Consider the following 18,486-nt stretch of genomic DNA (forward strand, 5'->3'; position numbering starts at 1 on the left):
ACACGGCTGAACGCCTAGACTTCGTCGATCTTCAGCACAGGAATAGCCCGTGACCTCCATTTTCTGGTACGACTATGAAACCACCGGCATCAACCCGCGCAGCGATCGCCCACTGCAGGTTGCCGGCATTCGTACGGACCTCGATCTCAACGAGGTCGGCCCGCCGGTCAATCTTTACTGCAAGCCCAGCGACGACATCCTGCCCCATCCCGCCGCCTGTGCCATTACCGGCATCACCCCTGTAACACTGGCGGAAAAAGGCCTGGCCGAGGCCGATTTCATGACCCGTGTACATGCCGAACTGGCGGCCCCGGGGACGTGCGGCGCAGGCTACAACACCTTGCGGTTTGACGATGAAATGACGCGCTACAGCCTGTATCGCAATTTTTTCGACCCCTACGCGCGGGAGTGGCAGGGCGGTAACAGCCGCTGGGACCTGATCGACGTGGTTCGCACTGCCTACGCCCTGCGCCCGGAAGGCATCGAGTGGCCCCAGCAGGACGGGCGCGTGACCCTCAAGCTCGAGCGCCTGACCGCCGCCAACGGGATTGACCACGGCCAGGCCCACGATGCGTTATCCGACGTGCGTGCCACCATCGCCCTGGCTCGCTTGGTGCGCGAGAAGCAGCCCAAGCTGTACGACTGGCTGTTTCAACTGCGCAGCAAGCAACGGGTGATGGACCAGGTGCGCTTGCTGCAACCCATGGTGCATATCTCCGGACGTTTTTCTGCCGAGCGTCATTACCTGGGGGTCGTGCTGCCCCTGGCCTGGCACCCGCGCAACCGCAATGCGCTGATTGTCTGCGACCTTGGGCTCGATCCCCAGGGGCTGCTGGACCTGGATGCCGCTGCCTTGCGCCAACGCCTGTACACCCGTCGTGAGGACCTTGCCGAGGGCGAGCTGCCGGTGCCGCTCAAGTTGGTGCATATCAACCGTTGCCCCGTGGTCGCGCCCTTGAACGTACTGCGGGCCGAGGATCGTGAACGCCTGCAATTGGATATGGATATTTGCCAGGCGCGGGCGCTGCGGCTAACTGACGCACAGGCACTTTGGCGCGATAAGTTGGCAGTCATTTACGCCGAGGAAGATTTTGCATCGAGTTCAGACCCGGAACAGCAGCTTTACGAGGGTTTTATCGGGGATCGTGATCGACGCTTATGCGAGCAAGTCCGGGCGGCTGAGCCTGCGCAATTAGCCAGCCAGCAGTGGCCTTTTGATGATCACCGTTTGCCTGAATTATTGTTTCGCTACCGGGCGCGTAACTTCCCCGATACGCTGAACAGCGAGGAGCTACAACGCTGGAAACTTTTCTGTCAGCAACGTTTGGCAAATCCTGAATTCGGTGCGCCGAATACCTTGGAGGCATTTAATCACGCTCGGCAGGAGTTGGCCGTTAGTGCGACGCCGTTTCAGCAGCAGGTGCTGGAGCAATGGCAGAGATATGCTGACTCTTTAGCCGCTCGTGTGAATCGGTAGTAGCGGTTTGTAGAAAAGACGGTCAATAAAAAACGCCAGCAAGCTGGCGTTTTTAATGGGTCGCGTATCAAGCGCAGACCGGGTGAGGCTTAGCCCAGCAGGGTAGCCCAGCCTTCAACCACGTCACCGCCCCACTTGGCTTTCCACTCTTTCAGGGTTTTGTGGTTACCGCCTTTGGTTTCAATCACTTCGCCGTTGTGCGGGTTCTTGTATTGCTTGACCTTGCGAGCACGCTTGGTACCGGTAGTTTTCACGGCGCCACGGGGTGCTTTAACTTTCGACTCTGGATCCAGCAGCGCGATGATGTCACGCAGGGATTTGGAGTATTCACCCATGAGGGTGCGCAGTTTGCCTTCGAATTCCAGCTCGGTTTTCAGTTTGTCATCTTGGGACAGGTTCTTCAAACGAGCTTGCAGCTCTTTGATAGCTTCTTCGGTGGCACGGTATTCGTTGATCAGAGACATGTGGACTACCTTATGTAGAACGCTGATTGACAGGGATAGTGGCCCAATAATAGTCAGGCGGTTTCCCCAAGTAAACATTTAAGCGCGTATTCAGGTGAATTACTTTGAATGTTTGTGAAGACGCTATGCAATCGAGTTAATTAGTAGGGGGCTATCCCGAAAATAATCTCCTTGAAATTTGCATAATTGCTGCAGCGTGCGCTGTTCATTCATATAGCGATGGTAAAACCATGCGCTATTAAGGGACGTGGCCAGGGCAACGGATCAGAATAAGGCTCATCGAATACTGCAGTTTTTCTGCACAATCGCTAGAATGGCGGCCTTTGCGAAGTTCTGGAGTTCCCCCCTAATGCGCACTTTTCGGCTGGTGATTGCTTGCCCGGACCGGGTCGGCATCGTTGCCAAAGTCAGTAACTTTCTGGCCTCCCACAACGGCTGGATCACCGAGGCGAGCCATCACTCGGACAACCTCAGCGGTTGGTTCTTCATGCGTCACGAAATCCGTGCCGACACGCTGCCCTTTGGTCTTGAAGCGTTCCGCGAGGCATTTGCGCCCATCGCAGAAGAGTTTTCGATGACCTGGCACATCACCGACACCGAGCAGAAAAAGCGCGTGGTGTTGATGGCCAGCCGCGAATCCCACTGCCTGGCCGACTTGCTGCACCGCTGGCACAGCGACGAGCTGGACTGCGAGATCGCGTGCGTGATCTCCAACCATGACGACCTGCGCAGCATGGTCGAGTGGCATGGCATTCCCTATTACCATGTGCCGGTCAACCCGCAGGACAAGGAGCCGGCATTCGCCGAGGTCTCTCGCCTGGTCAAGCAGCATGAGGCCGACGTGGTTGTGCTGGCGCGCTACATGCAAATCCTGCCGCCTGAGCTGTGCCGCGAATACGCAGGCAAGGTGATCAACATTCACCACAGCTTCCTGCCTTCGTTCGTGGGGGCCAAGCCTTACCACCAGGCTTCCCTGCGTGGCGTGAAGTTGATTGGCGCAACCTGCCATTACGTCACTGAAGAGCTGGATGCCGGTCCGATCATCGAGCAGGACGTGGTGCGTGTCAGCCACAGTGACAGCATTGAGGACATGGTGCGGTTTGGCCGTGATGTCGAGAAGATGGTGCTGGCCCGTGGCCTGCGCTATCACTTGGAAGACCGCGTGCTGGTGCACGGCAACAAGACGGTCGTATTCTGATTCAAGCGTCTTGGTTGAACAAAGAAGGGCCTGGGCGTTAAATCGCTGCAGGCCCTTTTTCATTCCCCGCACTTTTCAGGACCAGGCCATGACCGACCCACTTGATAAAGCCACGTCCAAGGCGCCTGCTACGTTGGGTGAGGGCTGCCTGAGTCGTTACGACCCGGAGGCGCTGGAGCCGGAAGACGGTACGGACTTTCCGGGAGCAGCCGAGCTGTGGGAGCAATTGCACGAGGCCGATGAATTGCCCGTTTCCCCTGGCCGAGGTGCTTGAGCGACCACCTGTTCAGCCAGCCAGGCAGCCTTGGTCAGCGGTGTTCGCCCTGCGTTGAGTAGGCGTTGTACGGTTTCAAGCCAATAGCAGCGAGAGAATGCGTGGCGCATGTCCACCGGGTGCACGCCCAGGCGAATCACCGGGGCGGCGTGCCAGCGCTGTTCGCGACGATCGCTGATGACTCTGGACACCCCTCGGCGCCATGCACTGCGCGCACTCCAGGTCAGGCCCGGGGCGTCGATCGGCGTGAAATCGGGCAGTCGATACAGATGCTGCGGGCTGCTGGTGTAGCTCAGCGGTAGTTGGCGCAGGGCCTCGCGAGTGCCCTGGCTCATTAACCAGGCGGGTGCGACGAAGCCGTGCAACGGCCAGTCATGACGCCGGAATACTTCAATGCCATCCTGAAGACGATCAAGAGCCTGGGCTTGAGACAGTTTATAGAACTCAGCCTCATGGGTGTAGAGGCGGCGCATGAACCAGTCTTTGGGGGTGCGCGGTGCCGGTTGATCATCGCAATGGTAGTAACCGTGCAAGGCAAGTTCATCGCCCTTGATCACGCGGCGATCCAGCAGGCGTTGAAAATCGCCGTGGGCAGTCAAGGCGTCGCGATGATGGAAGTCCGGCACCACCAACCATGTGATTGGTACGGCACCCAGGGCATCGACGGCTTCGACAAAGGGCCGATAGTCGGCCCAGTTGTGCGGCGCCACATCGTGCAGCACCAGTAATACCGAGCGCTCATGCATGGGAAGGCATCGGCTTGTGACTGCCCAGTACCGCGTGGTAGTGGCCGAGCAGGCTGTCGACCACCGTATACCAGGCGTAATGTTGTTCTACATGACGCCGAGCCTGAGCGCCCAGGCGCCTGCTGCCGAGGTTGAACAGCTCGCGCACCGTATCGGCCATCGCCCTTGGATTGTTTGGCGCGCACAGCAGGCCGCAGCGTTCGTCGACTATCTCCGTGAACGCGCCAGCCGCCACCGCGATTACCGGTATGCCGCAAGCCATGGCTTCGAGGATGACCAGGCCAAAGGTTTCCTGGTCGCCGCCATGCAGCAAGGCATCGGCACTGGCCATCAGCCGGGCGACATGCTGTGCCGGGCGAAACCCCTCGATGACGGTGACATTGGCCGGCACGCTGGTCGGCATGCCGGAGCCCACCAGCACCAAGTGATAGCCGTCCCCCAGCCGTTTCATGCAGCGAAGCAGGATCGGCAGGTTTTTTTCCTTGGAACCGCGCCCCGCAAAGATCAGCAGGCGGGTGTCTGCGCCGATCCCCAGCTCGGCGCGCAGGCCTGGGTCGCGGGCGTCAGGGGTAAAGGTTTGCAGGTCGACGCCCAGTGGTTGGACGAACACATTCTTCACGCCGAGCCCCATGAGCTTGTCGGCCATTACCTGGCTGGGCGCCAGTACCCGGTCGAAACTTCCATAGAGTTTGCTGACATAGGCTTCAACGTTCGGGGCAAACCAAGACCCCATGCGGTTGCTCACCAGTAACGGTAAGTCGGAGTGGTAAAAGCCGATCACCGGCACATCCAGCTGGCGCCGGGCATCCAGCGCGGCCCAGGCGGTGAGATAGGGATCACCTACCTCGATCAGATCGGGCTGTAAATCGTGCAGGACATTTCGCCAGGGGGAGAGGCGAAGGGGGAAGCGGTAGCCTTTGCCGAAGGGCAGCGCGGGAGCCGGTACCTTGAAGATGCCATCCTGATTGCTCCATTGCGCGCCGGGAATCAACAGGCTATGGCGAATGCCGGGCTTGAGCCCCAGGCGTCGGTGCTTGGCGTCCAGGTAAGTGCGCACGCCGCCGCTTGTCGGGGCGTAGAACATGGTTATGTCAGCGATATGCACGATGAACATCCCTCCGATCCATTGCTCTCCTAACGTGGACCTGAGCTAAGGATAGATGTTCGGTTGGCGTTCATCGTGAAAACAGTGCAGGAGCCTGACCGGCTCCTGCGGTAGTTCAGATCCGGAAGCTGCCCACCAGCTGTTTCAACCGTGCCGCCTGCTGTTCCAGGTCGGCGCAGGCGCGCAGCGTCGATTGCAGGTTTTCCACGCCTTCCTGATTGAGGGTGTTGATCTCGGTGATGTCCATGTTGATCGACTCCACGACCGAGGTCTGCTCTTCAGTGGCGGTGGCCACCGACTGGTTCATGCCGTCGATCTCGCCAATGCGCTGGGTCACGCTGTTCAAGCGTTCGCCGGCCAGGTTGGCGATTTCCACGCTGTCATGACTGTGGCGCTGGCTGTCGCTCATGGTGCTGACCGAGTCACGGGCACCGATTTGCAGTTCCTCGATCATCTTTTGTACCTGCTGTGCCGACTCCTGGGTGCGATGGGCCAGGTTGCGCACTTCATCGGCGACCACCGCAAACCCGCGCCCGGCTTCCCCGGCGCGTGCGGCTTCGATGGCGGCATTCAGTGCCAGCAGGTTGGTTTGCTGGGAAATACTGGTGATTACCTCAAGAATCTGGCCGATATTCACCGTCTTGCTGTTAAGTGCTTCGATATTGCTGCTTGAGGCACTGATCATTGCAGACAGCTGAGTCATCGCCTTGATATTGCGTTCAACTACCTGTTGACCGTCTTCGGCCAATTGCCGTGCGTCACTGGCCTGGTTGGAGGCTTGTGCGGCGTTACGCGCGATTTCCTGTGCGGCGGCGCCCAGTTCGTTGATCGCGGCGGCAACGCTGTTGGTGCGGTTGGCCTGTTCGTCGGAATTGACCATCGACGAGTTGGACGCACTGACAACCCGCAGTGCGACTTCATTCACCTGTTGGGTGGCCGAGGACACTTCGCGGATGGACGTATGAATCCGCTCCACGAAGCGGTTGAATGCAGTGCCCAGGGTGCCGAACTCATCGTGATTCTGGATGGTCAGGCGGCGAGTCAGGTCACCTTCGCCGTCGGCGATGTCTTGCATGGCACGGGTCATGAGGTGCAGCGGTTGCAACAGCACGCGAATCAGCATGCCCAACAAGGCAATGATGATCACCACCGCAATGAGCGTGGCGATCACCGCCGAGGTGCGAAATTCGCTGAGCATGGCGAAGGATTTGTCTTTATCCACCGAAATGCCCAGGTACCAGTTCACCGACGGCAGGCCCTTGATTGGTGTGAAGGTCACGATGTTGTCCTTGCCATTGGCTTGGACTTCACTGAAGTCGCCGCTGATCTTCGGCGTGTTTTTTGGATACATGTCGGCCAGGGTTTTCATCACCAGGCTTTTGTCCGGGTGTACCAGCACCTTGCCGTCGGCGCTGACCAGGAACGCGTAGCCCATGCCGCCGAAGTTCAGCGCGCCGATGTTATACACCAGGGTTTGCAGGCTCAGGTCGCCGCCCACCACGCCAATGCTCTGGCCGCCTTTAGCGCTGGGGGTGGCGATGGAGATGATCAACTGCCCCGTAGCGGCATCGATATACGGTTCGGTCAGCGTCGAGCCGTTGCTGCTTTGGGCGCCCTTGTACCAAGGCCGAACGCGTGGGTCGAAGCCATCTGGCATCTTCGTGTCGGGGCGGATGGTGAAGGCCCCTTTGCTATCGCCCACGTAGGTAGCCATGAAGGACGACGTCAGGGCTTTCTGTTCCAGCAGGCTGGCAACGGTCGAAGGCTCAGGGTTGATGGCGATGTTTTGCGCCGCGTTTTCCACCAGCGCAATGCGCCCGGTGAGCCAGGTCTGAATGTTGCTGGCGGTGACATCGCCCATTTCATGCAGGTAATTGTTAAGGTCGTCGCGAATGGCATTGCGTTGCAGGTAGTCGTTGTAGAGGGTGAACAGTGCGAAGGCCGCGATGACGATAAGGGAGGCTGCAAGCAGGATTTTATGGCTGAAACGCAGATTTTTATTCATAGCTTGAAGGGTCCGCTAAGGTCTTAATATCCGAAGCGCGTCCTTGTGGAACACGCGGGAGGGTAGCGTCAAAAAAGGTTGATATTTCCGTTGGTCCCTGTAGGAACTATCTGAGCGTTTTTTAGACTTTGTAGGTCTCACATCTGTCTTATCGACCTGGCGACATTAAAGATTAACCATGGGTGACGAAATGCCTGACTCCACGCAACTCCTTATCGGTGCCGGTCTTGACGGCCAGCCCATTGCCCAGGCAATGCGCCTGGCCAACCGTCACGGTTTGATCGCCGGCGCCACGGGCACAGGCAAGACGGTCACGTTGCAACGTCTGGCCGAAGCGTTCAGTGATGCGGGCGTCGCGGTATTTGCCGCAGATATCAAAGGTGACCTCTGTGGCCTGGGTGCCGCCGCCAACCCTCAGGGCAAAGTCGCAGAGCGCATCGCCGGCATGCCGTTCCTTAATTACACGGCCAAGGCGTATCCCGTCACGCTGTGGGATATCCACGGGCAGTCCGGTCATCCATTGCGCACCACCATCAGCGAAATGGGGCCGTTGTTGCTCGGCAGTTTGCTGGAGCTCACGGACAGCCAGCAGTCGGCCCTTTACGCGGCGTTCAAGGTGGCGGATCGCGAAGGCCTGTTGCTGCTGGATCTCAAGGACCTCAAGGCCCTGCTCAACCACCTGCGTTATCACCCGGAGTTGCTCGGCGAGGATGCGGCGCTGATGACCACCGGCTCCAGCCAGGCGCTGTTGCGGCGTCTGGCAGTATTGGAGCAGCAGGGCGCCGAGGCGTTGTTTGGCGAGCCGGCCCTGCAGCTTGAAGACATCTTGCAGCCCACCCGCGAGGGACGCGGGCGTATCCATCTGCTGGACGCCAGCCGCCTGGTGCATGAAGCGCCGAAGGTGTACGCGACCTTCCTATTGTGGTTGTTGGCGGAATTGTTCGAGCAACTGCCCGAGCGCGGCGACGCCGACAAACCGTTGCTCGCGCTGTTTTTCGACGAGGCGCATTTGTTGTTTGCCGACACGCCCAAGGCTTTGCAAGAGCGCTTGGAACAAGTGGTGCGGCTGATCCGTTCCAAGGGCGTGGGGGTGTATTTCGTCACCCAATCGCCGGGCGACCTGCCGGACTCCGTGCTGGCGCAACTGGGTTTGCGCATCCAGCATGGCCTGCGGGCGTTCACCACGAAAGAACAGAAATCCTTGCGAGCGGTTGCAGACGGGTTCCGGCCGAACCCGGCGTTTGATGCGTTATCGGTGTTGACCGAGTTGGGCACGGGTGAGGCATTGGTGGGCACCTTGCAGGAAAAAGGTACGCCGGAAGTCGTCCAACGCGTACTGGTCGCGCCGCCGCAATCGCGAATCGGGCCGCTCAGTTCGGCTGAACGCGCTGCATTGGTGGCCAGTTCGCCCTTGCAGGGGCGCTATGACAAGCCGATTGATCGCGAGTCGGCCTATGAAGTGTTGATGGCGCGCAAGGCGCTTGGACCGACCGAAGAGGCCAGGCAGGCCGACGAGGAGCCCAGTTTCACTGACAAGGCCGGGGCGTTTCTGGGAACCACCGCAGGCAAGGCGCTGAAATCCGCGATGCAGCAGGCCGCCAATCAGATGGGGCGCCAACTGGTGCGTGGTTTGCTGGGGTCTTTGCTGGGCGGCAGTAAGCGCAAGTAGCGGTTCAAGGTTTGGGCTTGCCATGGGCGGCCAGCCGCTCAAGTGCCGCGCGCAAGCCTGGATCGCTGATGCCGTCGGCCGTGGCCTGAATCGTCTCGGCCGCCGTCTCCGACAAGTCCATCGTGTGGCCCGCCGCGCCTTGCTGCACGGTCGGCGGCTGCACCTTGAACTGGATGCGCGTCAAGCTGGCGAACTCATCGAATGCCATCAATTGACGCTGCAGGCGTTTTTGCTGATAGCGCAGGCGGGTCGCCCAGTGACCATCTGTGACAATCAGCAGCAGGGTGCCTTCACGCCAGGACGCCACGTGGCAATGCTCACGGGCGGCCGGTTGAAGTTGGCTTTCGAGCAGGCGTTGCAAATGGCCCAAGCGTTGCGCATGGCCAAAGATGGCTTTCAACGGCTTGGCTTCGCGAAGCAACACGCTGGGCGCGCGGGCTGTAAGAGGGCGAAATGCCATGATTGGACACCTTAAGTAACAGAGCGGCCATCTTAGCAGAAAGCGTCTACGCGGCCCCGGGCAATGCATTGCCGGGGCTTTATCCACAAAATCAATGAGCTCCACGGGTTGAAGTTCGCGCAAAAGCCCTTATTTTAAACAAGCCCTCTCACAGCCCCTTGCCCGCCTCGGGGAACAACGCCACTTTCCTCACCCACGATTCCGGGTAGAATGCGCGTTCGCATGCGGCCGTGAGGGCTGCTCGGGCCACTCACGGTGCGCCCTCCATCCCTATGTGTGGAAGAACCTGCCGATATGTTTGCGCCTTTGTTAAAGAAACTTTTTGGAAGCAAGAATGAGCGCGAAGTCAAACGCATGCTCAAGACGGTGCAGCTGGTCAATGCCTTCGAAGAGCAGATGGTTGCCCTTTCGGACGAGCAATTGCGCGCCAAGACCGAAGAGTTCAAGGCCCGCATAGCCAAAGGTGAAACCCTCGACAAGCTGCTTCCCGAAGCCTTTGCGGTTGCCCGTGAAGCCGGTAAGCGTGTCATGGGCATGCGCCACTTCGACGTCCAGTTGATCGGCGGCATGACCTTGCATGAAGGCATGATTGCCGAAATGCGTACCGGTGAAGGCAAGACCCTGGTAGCAACCCTGGGTGTTTACCTCAACGCACTGTCCGGCAAGGGCGTGCACGTTGTGACGGTGAACGACTACCTGGCTCGCCGGGACGCCAACTGGATGCGCCCGCTGTATGAGTTCCTCGGCCTGACCGTAGGCGTGGTAACGCCGTTCCAGCCGCCGGAAGAGAAGCGCGCCGCCTACGCCGCCGACATCACCTACGGTACCAACAACGAATTCGGTTTCGACTACCTGCGCGACAACATGGCGTTCAGCATGGAAGAAAAATTCCAGCGCGAACTCAACTTTGCCGTGATCGACGAAGTCGACTCCATCCTCATCGACGAAGCCCGTACCCCGCTGATCATCTCCGGCCAGGCCGAAGACAGCTCGCGCCTTTACACCGAGATCAACAAGTTGATCCCGCGCCTTGAGCAGCACATCGAGGAAGTGGAAGGCGTGGTGACCAAAGAAGGTCACTTCACCATCGACGAGAAGACCCGCCAGGTCGAACTCAACGAAGCCGGTCACCAGTTCGTCGAAGACATGCTGACCCAGATCGGCCTGCTGGCCGAAGGCGAGAGCCTGTACTCGGCCCATAACCTGGGCCTGCTGACCCACGTGTATGCCGGCCTGCGTGCCCACAAGCTGTTCCATCGCAACGTCGAATACATCGTGCAGGATGGCCAGGTCGTACTGGTCGACGAACACACCGGCCGTACCATGCCGGGCCGTCGTCTGTCCGAAGGCCTGCACCAGGCCATCGAAGCCAAGGAAATGCTCAACATCCAGGCCGAAAGCCAGACGTTGGCGTCCACCACCTTCCAGAACTACTTCCGCCTGTACAACAAGCTGTCCGGCATGACCGGTACCGCCGACACCGAAGCGTTCGAATTCCACCAGATCTACGGCCTGTCGGTGGTGGTCATCCCGCCGAACAAGCCGCTGGCCCGTAAAGATTTCAACGACCTGGTGTTCCTGACCGCCGAAGAGAAATACGCGGCGATCATCAACGATATCAAGGACGGCATGGCCCAGGGTCGTCCGATCCTGGTAGGTACCGCCACCATCGAGACTTCCGAGCACGTGTCCAACCTGCTCAACAAGGAAGGTATCGAGCACAAGGTCCTCAACGCCAAGTTCCACGAAAAAGAAGCCGAGATCATCGCCCAGGCCGGTCGCCCGGGTGCGCTGACCATCGCCACCAACATGGCCGGTCGTGGTACCGACATCCTGCTGGGCGGCAACTGGGAAGTGGAAGTGGCTTCGCTGGACGATCCGACCCCTGAGCAGATCGCCCAGATCAAGGCTGACTGGCAGAAACGCCACCAGGCCGTGCTGGAATCCGGTGGCTTGCAGGTGATCGCATCCGAGCGCCACGAATCCCGTCGTATCGACAACCAGCTGCGCGGTCGTGCCGGCCGCCAGGGTGACGCCGGTTCCAGCCGTTTCTACCTGTCCCTGGAAGACAGCCTGATGCGCATCTTCGCCTCGGATCGGGTGAAGAACTTCATGAAGGCCCTGGGCATGCAGTCCGGTGAAGCGATCGAGCACCGCATGGTGACCAACGCCATCGAGAAGGCCCAGCGCAAGGTAGAAGGCCGTAACTTCGACATTCGTAAGCAACTGCTCGAGTTCGATGACGTCAACAACGAACAGCGTAAAGTGATCTATCACATGCGTAACACGTTGCTGGCCGCCGACAATATTGGCGAAACCATCGCCGATTTCCGTCAGGACGTGCTCAACGCCACTGTCAGCGCACATATCCCGCCACAATCGCTGCCTGAACAGTGGGATGTCGCCGGTCTGGAAGCTGCGTTGAAGAGCGACTTCGGTGTCGACTTGCCGGTCCAGCAATGGCTTGACGAAGACGACCACCTGTACGAGGAAACCCTGCGCGAGAAGCTCATGACCGAGCTGCTGGCCGCGTACAACGAGAAAGAAGAGCAGGCGAGTGCCGAAGCACTGCGCACCTTCGAGAAGCAAATCGTACTGCGCGTGCTGGACGACCTGTGGAAAGACCACCTGTCGACCATGGATCACCTGCGTCACGGCATCCACCTGCGTGGCTATGCCCAGAAGAACCCGAAGCAGGAGTACAAGCGCGAGTCGTTCACGCTGTTCTCCGAGTTGCTGGATTCGATCAAGCGCGATTCGATTCGCGTGCTGTCCCACGTTCAGGTGCGTCGCGAAGACCCGATCGAGGAAGAAGCTCGCCTGCGCCAGGAAGCCGAGGCACTGGCTGCGCGCATGCAGTTCCAGCACGACGAAGCCCCGGGTCTGGAAGCGCCTGAGGTGTTGGGCGAAGAGGTCGATGTGGCCTTGGCCCAGTCCCCGGTGCGCAACGAGCAGAAGCTGGGCCGCAACGAACTGTGCTATTGCGGTTCGGGCAAGAAATTCAAACACTGCCACGGCCAGATCGAATAAGATTTTCGCCTGACGCTGCAACACCCCGCGCCGCGACCGGCCTCTGCCGTCGCGGCGTTTTGCCATTAATTTCACCGTCGATCACGACGGCACAGACATCACCTAATTTTAAGGAGCGCATTCATGGCTGTTGGTCTTGGTCCTTTGCCCACATTGCACCCGGTTGCCGGTTTTGAGCTCGGTATCGCTTCGGCCGGCATCAAGCGCCCAGGGCGCAAGGATGTGGTGGTGATGCGCTGTGCCGAAGGCTCGACCGTTGCGGGCGTGTTCACCCTCAACGCCTTCTGCGCCGCGCCGGTGATCCTGGCCAAGCAGCGTGTTGCCGGCTCGATTCGTTACCTGCTGACCAACACCGGCAATGCCAACGCCGGTACCGGCGAGCCGGGGCTGGTCGCCGCTGCGCGCACCTGTGCCAAGCTGGCCCAACTGGCCGGCGTGGACGCCAGCCAAGTGCTGCCATACTCCACCGGCGTCATCGGTGAGCCGTTGCCGGTCGAAAAAATCGAAGGCGCCCTGCAAGCCGCGCTGGACGACCTGTCCGTGGATAACTGGGCGGCAGCCGCCACCGGCATCATGACCACCGACACCCTGCCAAAAGGCGCGAGCCGCCAGTTCGTGCACGACGGTGTGACGGTTACCGTGACCGGTATCAGCAAGGGCGCAGGCATGATTCGCCCGAACATGGCCACCATGCTTGGCTATATCGCCACCGACGCCAAGGTTTCCCGCGATGTGCTGCACAGCCTGATCCTGGACGGCGCCAACAAGTCGTTCAACCGCATCACCATTGATGGCGATACGTCCACCAATGACTGCTGCATGCTGATCGCCACCGGCCAGGCCAACCTGCCGGAAATCACCGAGGCCAGCGGCCCGCTGTTCGCGGCGCTGAAGCAGGCGGTGTTCGAGGTGTGCATGGACGTGGCCCAGGCCATCGTGCGTGACGGTGAAGGCGCGACCAAGTTCGTGACCGTTGAAGTCAACGGCGGCGCCAACCACCAGGAATGCCTGGATGTCGGCTACACCGTGGCCCACTCGCCGCTGATCAAGACCGCGCTGTTCGCCTCCGACCCGAACTGGGGCCGTATTCTGGCTGCCGTCGGCCGTGCCGGCGTGCCGGACCTGGACGTGAGCAAGATCGACGTGTTCCTTGGCGACGTATGCATCGCCAGCCGTGGCGCCCGTGCCGAGACCTACACCGAAGCCCAGGGTTCGGCGGTGATGCAGCAGGAAGAAATCACCATCCGCATCGAGCTCGGTCGCGGTGAGTGCAGCGAAACCATCTGGACCACCGACCTGTCCCACGAGTACGTGAAGATCAATGCGGAATACCGCACCTGATAGAAGAGGATAAGCGCGGTGAAACGAGTGCATGTAGCAGCAGCGGTGATCCGCGGTGTCGACGGCAGGATCCTGCTGGCGCGCCGTGCCGATACCCAGCATCAGGGCGGCCTGTGGGAGTTTCCCGGTGGCAAGGTGGAGGCCGATGAGTCGGTCGCCACGGCCCTGTCCCGTGAGTTGCAGGAAGAGCTGGGTATCCAGGTCACCACGGCGCGACCGCTGATCAAGGTGCAACATGACTACCCGGACAAGCAGGTGTTGCTGGATGTCTGGGAAGTCTCGGCCTTTACCGGCGAGCCCCACGGTGCCGAGGGACAACCGCTGGAATGGGTGGCCCCGCGCGATCTGCCCCACTATGAGTTCCCGGCGGCCAATGCGCCGATCGTGGCGGCTGCGCGCTTGCCGGCCGACTACCTGATCACGCCGGGCGAGCTGGAAACGCCCACGCTCTTGCGCGGGATCCAGAAGGCTATTGCCGGTGGCATCAAGCTGATCCAGCTGCGGGCGCCCAACGGTTACGACCCCAAGTACCGCGACCTTGCGGTAGATGCGGTGGGCCTGTGCGCCGGTAAGGCGCAGTTGATGCTCAAGGGACCGTTTGAATGGCTCGGGGACTTCCCGGCGGCCGGCTGGCATATGACCTCGGCCCAACTGCGCAAATATGCGAGCAAGGGCCGGCCGTTGCCGAAGGATCGCTGGTTGGCGGCGTCATGCCATAACGCGGAAGAACTGGCGTTGGCGGAGTTGATGGACGTGGATTTTGTCACGCTGTCGCCGGTGCAGCCGACCCAGACCCATCCCGATGCGCAGTCGTTGGGCTGGGAGCAGGCGGCAGAGTTGATCCGTGGGTTCAGCAAACCGGTGTTTCTGTTGGGTGGGGTTGAGCCTGCGCAGCGGGAGCAGGCGTGGGAAGCCGGCGCTCAAGGTGTCGCAGGAATTCGGGCGTTCTGGCCTGAGGTTTGATGCTGTTCTGAAGGGCCCTATCGGGAGCAAGCCCCCTCCCACATTCGACCGGGTTCCAACTTTGGAATGTGATCAAAGTGTGGGAGGGGGCTACACCCCGATGAGGCCCTATCAGTCACCGAATCATCATCAGTGTGGCTTCGCCGCCGCCTGCCACAACACTTCTGCAACACCCTGGCGCTTGGCAATCACCCGCGCCGCCACAAACAGCAAATCCGACAGCCGATTGATATACGCCAACCCCACCCCTTCCAACGGCTCGACCGCATTCAAATGCTGACAGCGCCGCTCGGCACTGCGCGCCAGGCTGCGGCACACATGGGCCTGGGCAATCAGCGCTGAACCACCGGGCAAGATGAAATTCTCCAGGGGCCCGAGTTCTTCGTTCCAGCGATCGATCGCCGCTTCCAGCCGATCCACTTCCGCCGCGTTCAATGCCTTGTACTCCGGCATTGCCAACTCCCCACCCAGATCGAACAATCGATGCTGGCAAGGCGTAAGCACCTCGATCACGTTCTGTAAGCCTGGATGCTGCCCGCCGAGGGCTTCGAGATACGCCAGCAGTAACCCCAACTGGCTATTCAGCGTATCGACCTCTCCGATGGCTTCCACCCGGGGATGGTCCTTGGGCACGCGGCGGCCGTCGCCGAGGCCGGTTTCGCCTTTATCGCCGGTGCGGGTGTAAATCTTCGACAGGCGAAAGCCCATGGTCAGTGCTCCAGTTGGGTGAGTTCGTAAGGTGGCAGTTGGCCCGCCAGGGGCAGGCGCAAGGTGAAGCAGGTGCCTTGGCCGAGGGTGGAATGCACCTCCATCTGGCCCTTGTGGTTGTTGGTGATGATGAAGTACGACACCGACAGCCCAAGCCCGGTGCCCTGGCCGATTTCCTTGGTGGTAAAGAACGGCTCGAAGGTGCGTTTACGCACGTTTTCGCTCATGCCGATGCCATTGTCTTCCACCTGGATTTCCGCCCACGGCGGGTTAAGGCGCGTGCGCAGGATGATGCGCCCCGGTTCGCTGTCGTCCTCGCGCAGGTGAATGGCCTGGGCGGCGTTTTTCAGCAGGTTGAGCAGCACCTGTTCCAGTTCGTTGGCCGTGCCGGGCACGGGGCCCAGTTGCGGGTCGAACTGACGGATGATTGCCTGGCCCTTGAAATCGAAGCCAATGGCCAGGTCAAAGTCGTTACCGGCGATTTCTACCGCCTGGTCGATCAGCGCCGGCAGGTCGCAAGGCGCCATCTGCCGGTTGCTGCGGCGGCTGAAGCTGAGCATGTGGGTGACGATTTTCGCCGCCCGTGCCCCCGCCTGCTGGATACCGTCGAGCAGTTGCGGCACTTCGCGGCTTTGCAGGTAGCGGTTAACGGTGTCCAGCTCAACCCCCACCTGTTCGGCGTGTTCCAGGTTCTTGGGCAAGTCGGGGGACAGGCGCCGGCGAATGTTCTGCACGTTATGCAGGATCGCCCCCAGCGGGTTGTTGATCTCGTGGGCCATGCCGGCGGCAAGTCCGCCGACGGAGAGCATTTTTTCCGACTGCACCATCATCTCTTCCAGTGACAGGCGCTGGGTGATGTCGTCGATACGGATCACTACACCGCGCCCGGCACCGCCCATCAGCGGGTAGAAGGTCAGGGCGTAATGCTTGGGTTCGTCGTCCTTGATCCAGGTGACGCGCTCGATGCGTTCCACCGTGTGTTGTTCCACCGTGGCCTTGATCTGCGGCAGGTACGGCTTGAGCGGCTGGAAGGCGAGGTAGATCGGTTGATTCAGCGCTTCATCCAGGCGCGTGCCGGACAGGGCCGTGGCTTCCTGATTCCATTGGGTGACGTAGAGCTGTTCGTCCAGGGCGATCAGTGCCGAAGGCATCGAGTCGATGATGCTGTTCAGGTAGTTCTGGAAACCGGTGAGCTTTTTCTCGATCTTGCTGCGCACCTGGACTTCCAGCTCCAGCTTGCGGTTGGTGTGGCGTGTCTCTTCGGCCAGGCCTTGTGCCTGGTCGTAGGCCGCCTGGGAGTCGTCCCGCGCGCGCTTGAGCTGCTGCTCCCGGGCTTCGATGCGCGACAGCATGGTGTTGAAGGCTTCGGCGAGGCTGCCGATTTCATCGCGGTTGCCCCGGCCAGCACGCAGGGCGTAGTTCTCTTCGCGGGTGACCTGGCGTGACAGCTCTTCGAGTTCATGGATCGGCCGGGTGATCAGGCGTTTGATCTGCCGGGCGATGATCAACCACAGCAGCACACTGAAAATCAGGATGCCCAGGCTCGCCGTCAATGTGCCGGTATAGAAGGCCACCGGCAGCTCACTGCTGGCCACCAGCAGCAGGTGGCCGGACGGTTGGCCGGGACGGGGCAGGGTGATGACCTGGTTACTGCGAAATTCGGTCACGCGCCAGGCTTCGATATGCCGGTAGTTGTCCGGCAGGTGCAGGCGATCGCCGTGTTGCATCTGCGCCAGGCGATTGCCTTCGCCGTCGTACAGGGCGGCGGCGCGCAGGGGCGAATAGCTGGTCAGTTCATTGAGCAGCGCATCGGCCTTGGCCGGGGATTCAAGGGCTTCGGCGGCTAGAGCCGGGTTGGATACCAGCCGGCCGATGGCCTGCAAGGCCTGGGGCGCCATGCTTTCCTGGGAGATCCAGTAGGCGGCGCTGATAAAGGTCAGGTTGGCCACCAGCAGGACGGTGGTCAGCAGCACCAGCAGGGCGGCCAGCAGTTTCTGCCCGACCGGTAGGTTTTCTAGACGCTGGCGCAGCGGCATCAGGGTTTTCCCAGGTGATAGACAGGCGGGCAGGGTAGCGCGTGCCTCAGTCGCGGGGCAATCCGCGTGCAAGTAACTGCTCGACCAGGCGCACTTGCAGTTGTTGCACATGGGGCAGGCTCAATTGGTGACGGGCGGCCGCCTGGCAAGCATAGCCCAACAAGTAGCTGATTTCGGTGCGGCGGGCGTTGGCCACGTCCTGGTACATGGAGGAATAATTGGCGGCCGTGGCCTGGATAACCCGTTCCACTTCCTGGTGCAGACCCCGCGCGGCGGCGGGTTGGCCGCAGCATTCCAACAGTTCGCCAAGCTCGGCACACAGGGTCGCGACTTCACATTGATGGCTCTGCAGTTCGCCATTGCGGCACTGGTAAAGCACCGTCAGCGGGTTGATCGCGCAATTGAGCGCCAGTTTGCGCCACAGGCGCGTCAGGATGTCGGTACTCCATTCGTGGGGGATGCCCGCAGCGTGCAGGTCATCCAGCCACAGCGGCGGAGTAGGGTGGCTCGCGTCCCCCAGCCAGGTGTAGCCATGGCCGGCGAACACCACCCGCCAGTCACCGTCGCGAAACGCGCCTTCGGTGCTGGAGGCAAAAATGCAGCGCGCCTGGGGCAGTTGCGCGGCCACCGCGTCTTGGCTGCCGAGGCCGTTCTGCAGCAGGATCAGCTCGGCGTCCGGTGCGAGGCGGTGTTGCAGTTGTGCGACAGCGCCCTGGGCGTCGTAGGCCTTGCACGCTACCAGCAGGCGATGAATCGGCTCGGGGCTGTAGGGCGTTTCAGCGAACACCGGGTAGGTATGGGCGACGCCGTGTTCCACCAGGGTCAAGCCGGGTGAAGCCCGGTAGCTGGCCAGGCGCGTGGCATCGCGCAGGATCAACCTGACGGGTAAGCCGGCACGAGCCAGGCGGGTGGCCCACAGTGTGCCCAGGCTGCCCGCGCCAAGAATATGCCAGGTGGTCGACATCAGTTTCTGCTCCGTAGGGTCGCTCACAGTGAACGGGACGAAAGAA

General features: G+C 60.7%; 14 protein-coding genes and 2 pseudogenes. 7 read left to right on the plus strand and 9 right to left on the minus strand.

Annotated features, from left to right (window positions below; translation table 11 throughout):
* The first annotated feature begins 49 nt into the window (after window positions 1-49).
* A complete protein-coding gene (sbcB, locus tag Q8X51_RS12105) occupies window positions 50-1,477 on the plus strand; it encodes an exodeoxyribonuclease I (protein ID WP_407693894.1) in 1,428 nt (475 codons plus the stop codon).
* 89 nt (window positions 1,478-1,566) lie between these two features.
* Here the strand turns inward: sbcB and mvaT are convergent, their stop codons facing one another.
* Window positions 1,567-1,941: a histone-like nucleoid-structuring protein MvaT gene (mvaT, locus tag Q8X51_RS12110; protein ID WP_003175830.1), complete on the minus strand. Its 375-nt coding sequence runs from the start codon at window positions 1,939-1,941 to the stop codon at window positions 1,567-1,569.
* A 349-nt stretch (window positions 1,942-2,290) separates the two neighbouring features.
* On the opposite strand from mvaT, the gene purU reads away from it, so the two are divergent.
* Window positions 2,291-3,139, plus strand: coding sequence for a formyltetrahydrofolate deformylase (purU, locus tag Q8X51_RS12115; protein ID WP_015885632.1), 849 nt, complete (start codon window positions 2,291-2,293; stop codon window positions 3,137-3,139).
* An 88-nt stretch (window positions 3,140-3,227) separates the two neighbouring features.
* Window positions 3,228-3,413 (plus strand): hypothetical protein, encoded by a 186-nt coding sequence (locus tag Q8X51_RS12120; RefSeq protein ID WP_074847545.1) that lies wholly within the window; start codon window positions 3,228-3,230, stop codon window positions 3,411-3,413.
* Window positions 3,414-3,421: 8 nt separating this feature from the next.
* Here Q8X51_RS12120 and Q8X51_RS12125 read toward each other — a convergent pair.
* The 4 genes and pseudogenes from Q8X51_RS12125 to Q8X51_RS12140 all read right to left on the minus strand — a co-directional run.
* Window positions 3,422-4,159, minus strand: a pseudogene (locus Q8X51_RS12125) (DUF2334 domain-containing protein); the annotation flags it as partial.
* Complete coding sequence (locus Q8X51_RS12130) at window positions 4,152-5,273, minus strand: glycosyltransferase family 4 protein (RefSeq protein WP_065925883.1); 1,122 nt, start codon at window positions 5,271-5,273, stop codon at window positions 4,152-4,154. The gene Q8X51_RS12130 and the pseudogene Q8X51_RS12125, both read right to left, overlap by 8 nt.
* Before the next feature lie 106 nt (window positions 5,274-5,379).
* Window positions 5,380-6,144, minus strand: a complete 765-nt coding sequence (locus Q8X51_RS12135) for a methyl-accepting chemotaxis protein (RefSeq protein WP_370671262.1) — start codon at window positions 6,142-6,144, stop codon at window positions 5,380-5,382.
* 93 nt (window positions 6,145-6,237) lie between these two features.
* Window positions 6,238-7,269 (minus strand): annotated as a pseudogene (locus tag Q8X51_RS12140) (HAMP domain-containing protein); the annotation flags it as partial.
* Window positions 7,270-7,459: 190 nt separating this feature from the next.
* Here Q8X51_RS12140 and Q8X51_RS12145 point away from each other — a divergent pair.
* Window positions 7,460-8,938 (plus strand): helicase HerA-like domain-containing protein, encoded by a 1,479-nt coding sequence (locus Q8X51_RS12145; protein WP_065925936.1) that lies wholly within the window; start codon window positions 7,460-7,462, stop codon window positions 8,936-8,938.
* Window positions 8,939-8,942: 4 nt separating this feature from the next.
* Here the strand turns inward: Q8X51_RS12145 and Q8X51_RS12150 are convergent, their stop codons facing one another.
* The gene (locus Q8X51_RS12150; RefSeq protein WP_407693895.1) at window positions 8,943-9,398 is read right to left on the minus strand and encodes a DUF721 domain-containing protein; all 456 of its coding nucleotides are present in this window, start codon (window positions 9,396-9,398) and stop codon (window positions 8,943-8,945) included.
* Window positions 9,399-9,692: 294 nt separating this feature from the next.
* On the opposite strand from Q8X51_RS12150, the gene secA reads away from it, so the two are divergent.
* The 3 genes from secA to Q8X51_RS12165 all read left to right on the plus strand — a co-directional run bounded on the left by secA (window position 9,693) and on the right by Q8X51_RS12165 (window position 14,732).
* Window positions 9,693-12,428 carry a preprotein translocase subunit SecA gene (gene secA, locus Q8X51_RS12155; RefSeq protein WP_407693896.1) on the plus strand — a complete coding sequence of 912 codons (2,736 nt, stop codon included), beginning with the start codon at window positions 9,693-9,695 and terminating at the stop codon, window positions 12,426-12,428.
* Window positions 12,429-12,551: 123 nt separating this feature from the next.
* Window positions 12,552-13,769: a bifunctional glutamate N-acetyltransferase/amino-acid acetyltransferase ArgJ gene (argJ, locus tag Q8X51_RS12160; protein WP_065925885.1), complete on the plus strand. Its 1,218-nt coding sequence runs from the start codon at window positions 12,552-12,554 to the stop codon at window positions 13,767-13,769.
* Window positions 13,770-13,787: 18 nt separating this feature from the next.
* Window positions 13,788-14,732, plus strand: a complete 945-nt coding sequence (locus Q8X51_RS12165) for a Nudix family hydrolase (RefSeq protein ID WP_407693897.1) — start codon at window positions 13,788-13,790, stop codon at window positions 14,730-14,732.
* Window positions 14,733-14,861: 129 nt separating this feature from the next.
* Here Q8X51_RS12165 and Q8X51_RS12170 read toward each other — a convergent pair whose 3' ends face one another.
* From Q8X51_RS12170 to Q8X51_RS12180, 3 genes are read right to left on the minus strand one after another with little or no spacing between them, the layout of a single operon-like run.
* Window positions 14,862-15,440, minus strand: a complete 579-nt coding sequence (locus Q8X51_RS12170) for a cob(I)yrinic acid a,c-diamide adenosyltransferase (protein WP_065925887.1) — start codon at window positions 15,438-15,440, stop codon at window positions 14,862-14,864.
* A 2-nt stretch (window positions 15,441-15,442) separates the two neighbouring features.
* Window positions 15,443-17,476 (minus strand): sensor histidine kinase, encoded by a 2,034-nt coding sequence (locus tag Q8X51_RS12175; RefSeq protein ID WP_065925888.1) that lies wholly within the window; start codon window positions 17,474-17,476, stop codon window positions 15,443-15,445.
* A 46-nt stretch (window positions 17,477-17,522) separates the two neighbouring features.
* Complete coding sequence (locus Q8X51_RS12180; RefSeq protein WP_315872407.1) at window positions 17,523-18,440, minus strand: putative 2-dehydropantoate 2-reductase; 918 nt, start codon at window positions 18,438-18,440, stop codon at window positions 17,523-17,525.
* Window positions 18,441-18,486 lie beyond the last annotated feature (46 nt).

Origin of the sequence: Pseudomonas sp. Yb2C2 (assembly GCF_052112325.1) — a bacterium.
Lineage (GTDB): Bacteria > Pseudomonadota > Gammaproteobacteria > Pseudomonadales > Pseudomonadaceae > Aquipseudomonas > Aquipseudomonas marginalis.

Bases quoted from the DNA above. Each gene is read 5' to 3' on its own strand.
- mvaT (WP_003175830.1), bottom strand. From the start codon at position 1,941: ATGTCTCTGATCAACGAATACCGTGCCACCGAAGAAGCTATCAAAGAG.
- purU (WP_015885632.1), top strand. From the start codon at position 2,291: ATGCGCACTTTTCGGCTGGTGATTGCTTGCCCGGACCGGGTCGGCATC.
- Q8X51_RS12120 (WP_074847545.1), top strand. From the start codon at position 3,228: ATGACCGACCCACTTGATAAAGCCACGTCCAAGGCGCCTGCTACGTTG.
- Q8X51_RS12130 (WP_065925883.1), bottom strand. From the start codon at position 5,273: ATGTTCATCGTGCATATCGCTGACATAACCATGTTCTACGCCCCGACA.
- Q8X51_RS12135 (WP_370671262.1), bottom strand. From the start codon at position 6,144: ATGGTCAATTCCGACGAACAGGCCAACCGCACCAACAGCGTTGCCGCC.
- Q8X51_RS12145 (WP_065925936.1), top strand. From the start codon at position 7,460: ATGCCTGACTCCACGCAACTCCTTATCGGTGCCGGTCTTGACGGCCAG.
- Q8X51_RS12150 (WP_407693895.1), bottom strand. From the start codon at position 9,398: ATGGCATTTCGCCCTCTTACAGCCCGCGCGCCCAGCGTGTTGCTTCGC.
- secA (WP_407693896.1), top strand. From the start codon at position 9,693: ATGTTTGCGCCTTTGTTAAAGAAACTTTTTGGAAGCAAGAATGAGCGC.
- argJ (WP_065925885.1), top strand. From the start codon at position 12,552: ATGGCTGTTGGTCTTGGTCCTTTGCCCACATTGCACCCGGTTGCCGGT.
- Q8X51_RS12170 (WP_065925887.1), bottom strand. From the start codon at position 15,440: ATGGGCTTTCGCCTGTCGAAGATTTACACCCGCACCGGCGATAAAGGC.
- Q8X51_RS12175 (WP_065925888.1), bottom strand. From the start codon at position 17,476: ATGCCGCTGCGCCAGCGTCTAGAAAACCTACCGGTCGGGCAGAAACTG.
- Q8X51_RS12180 (WP_315872407.1), bottom strand. From the start codon at position 18,440: ATGTCGACCACCTGGCATATTCTTGGCGCGGGCAGCCTGGGCACACTG.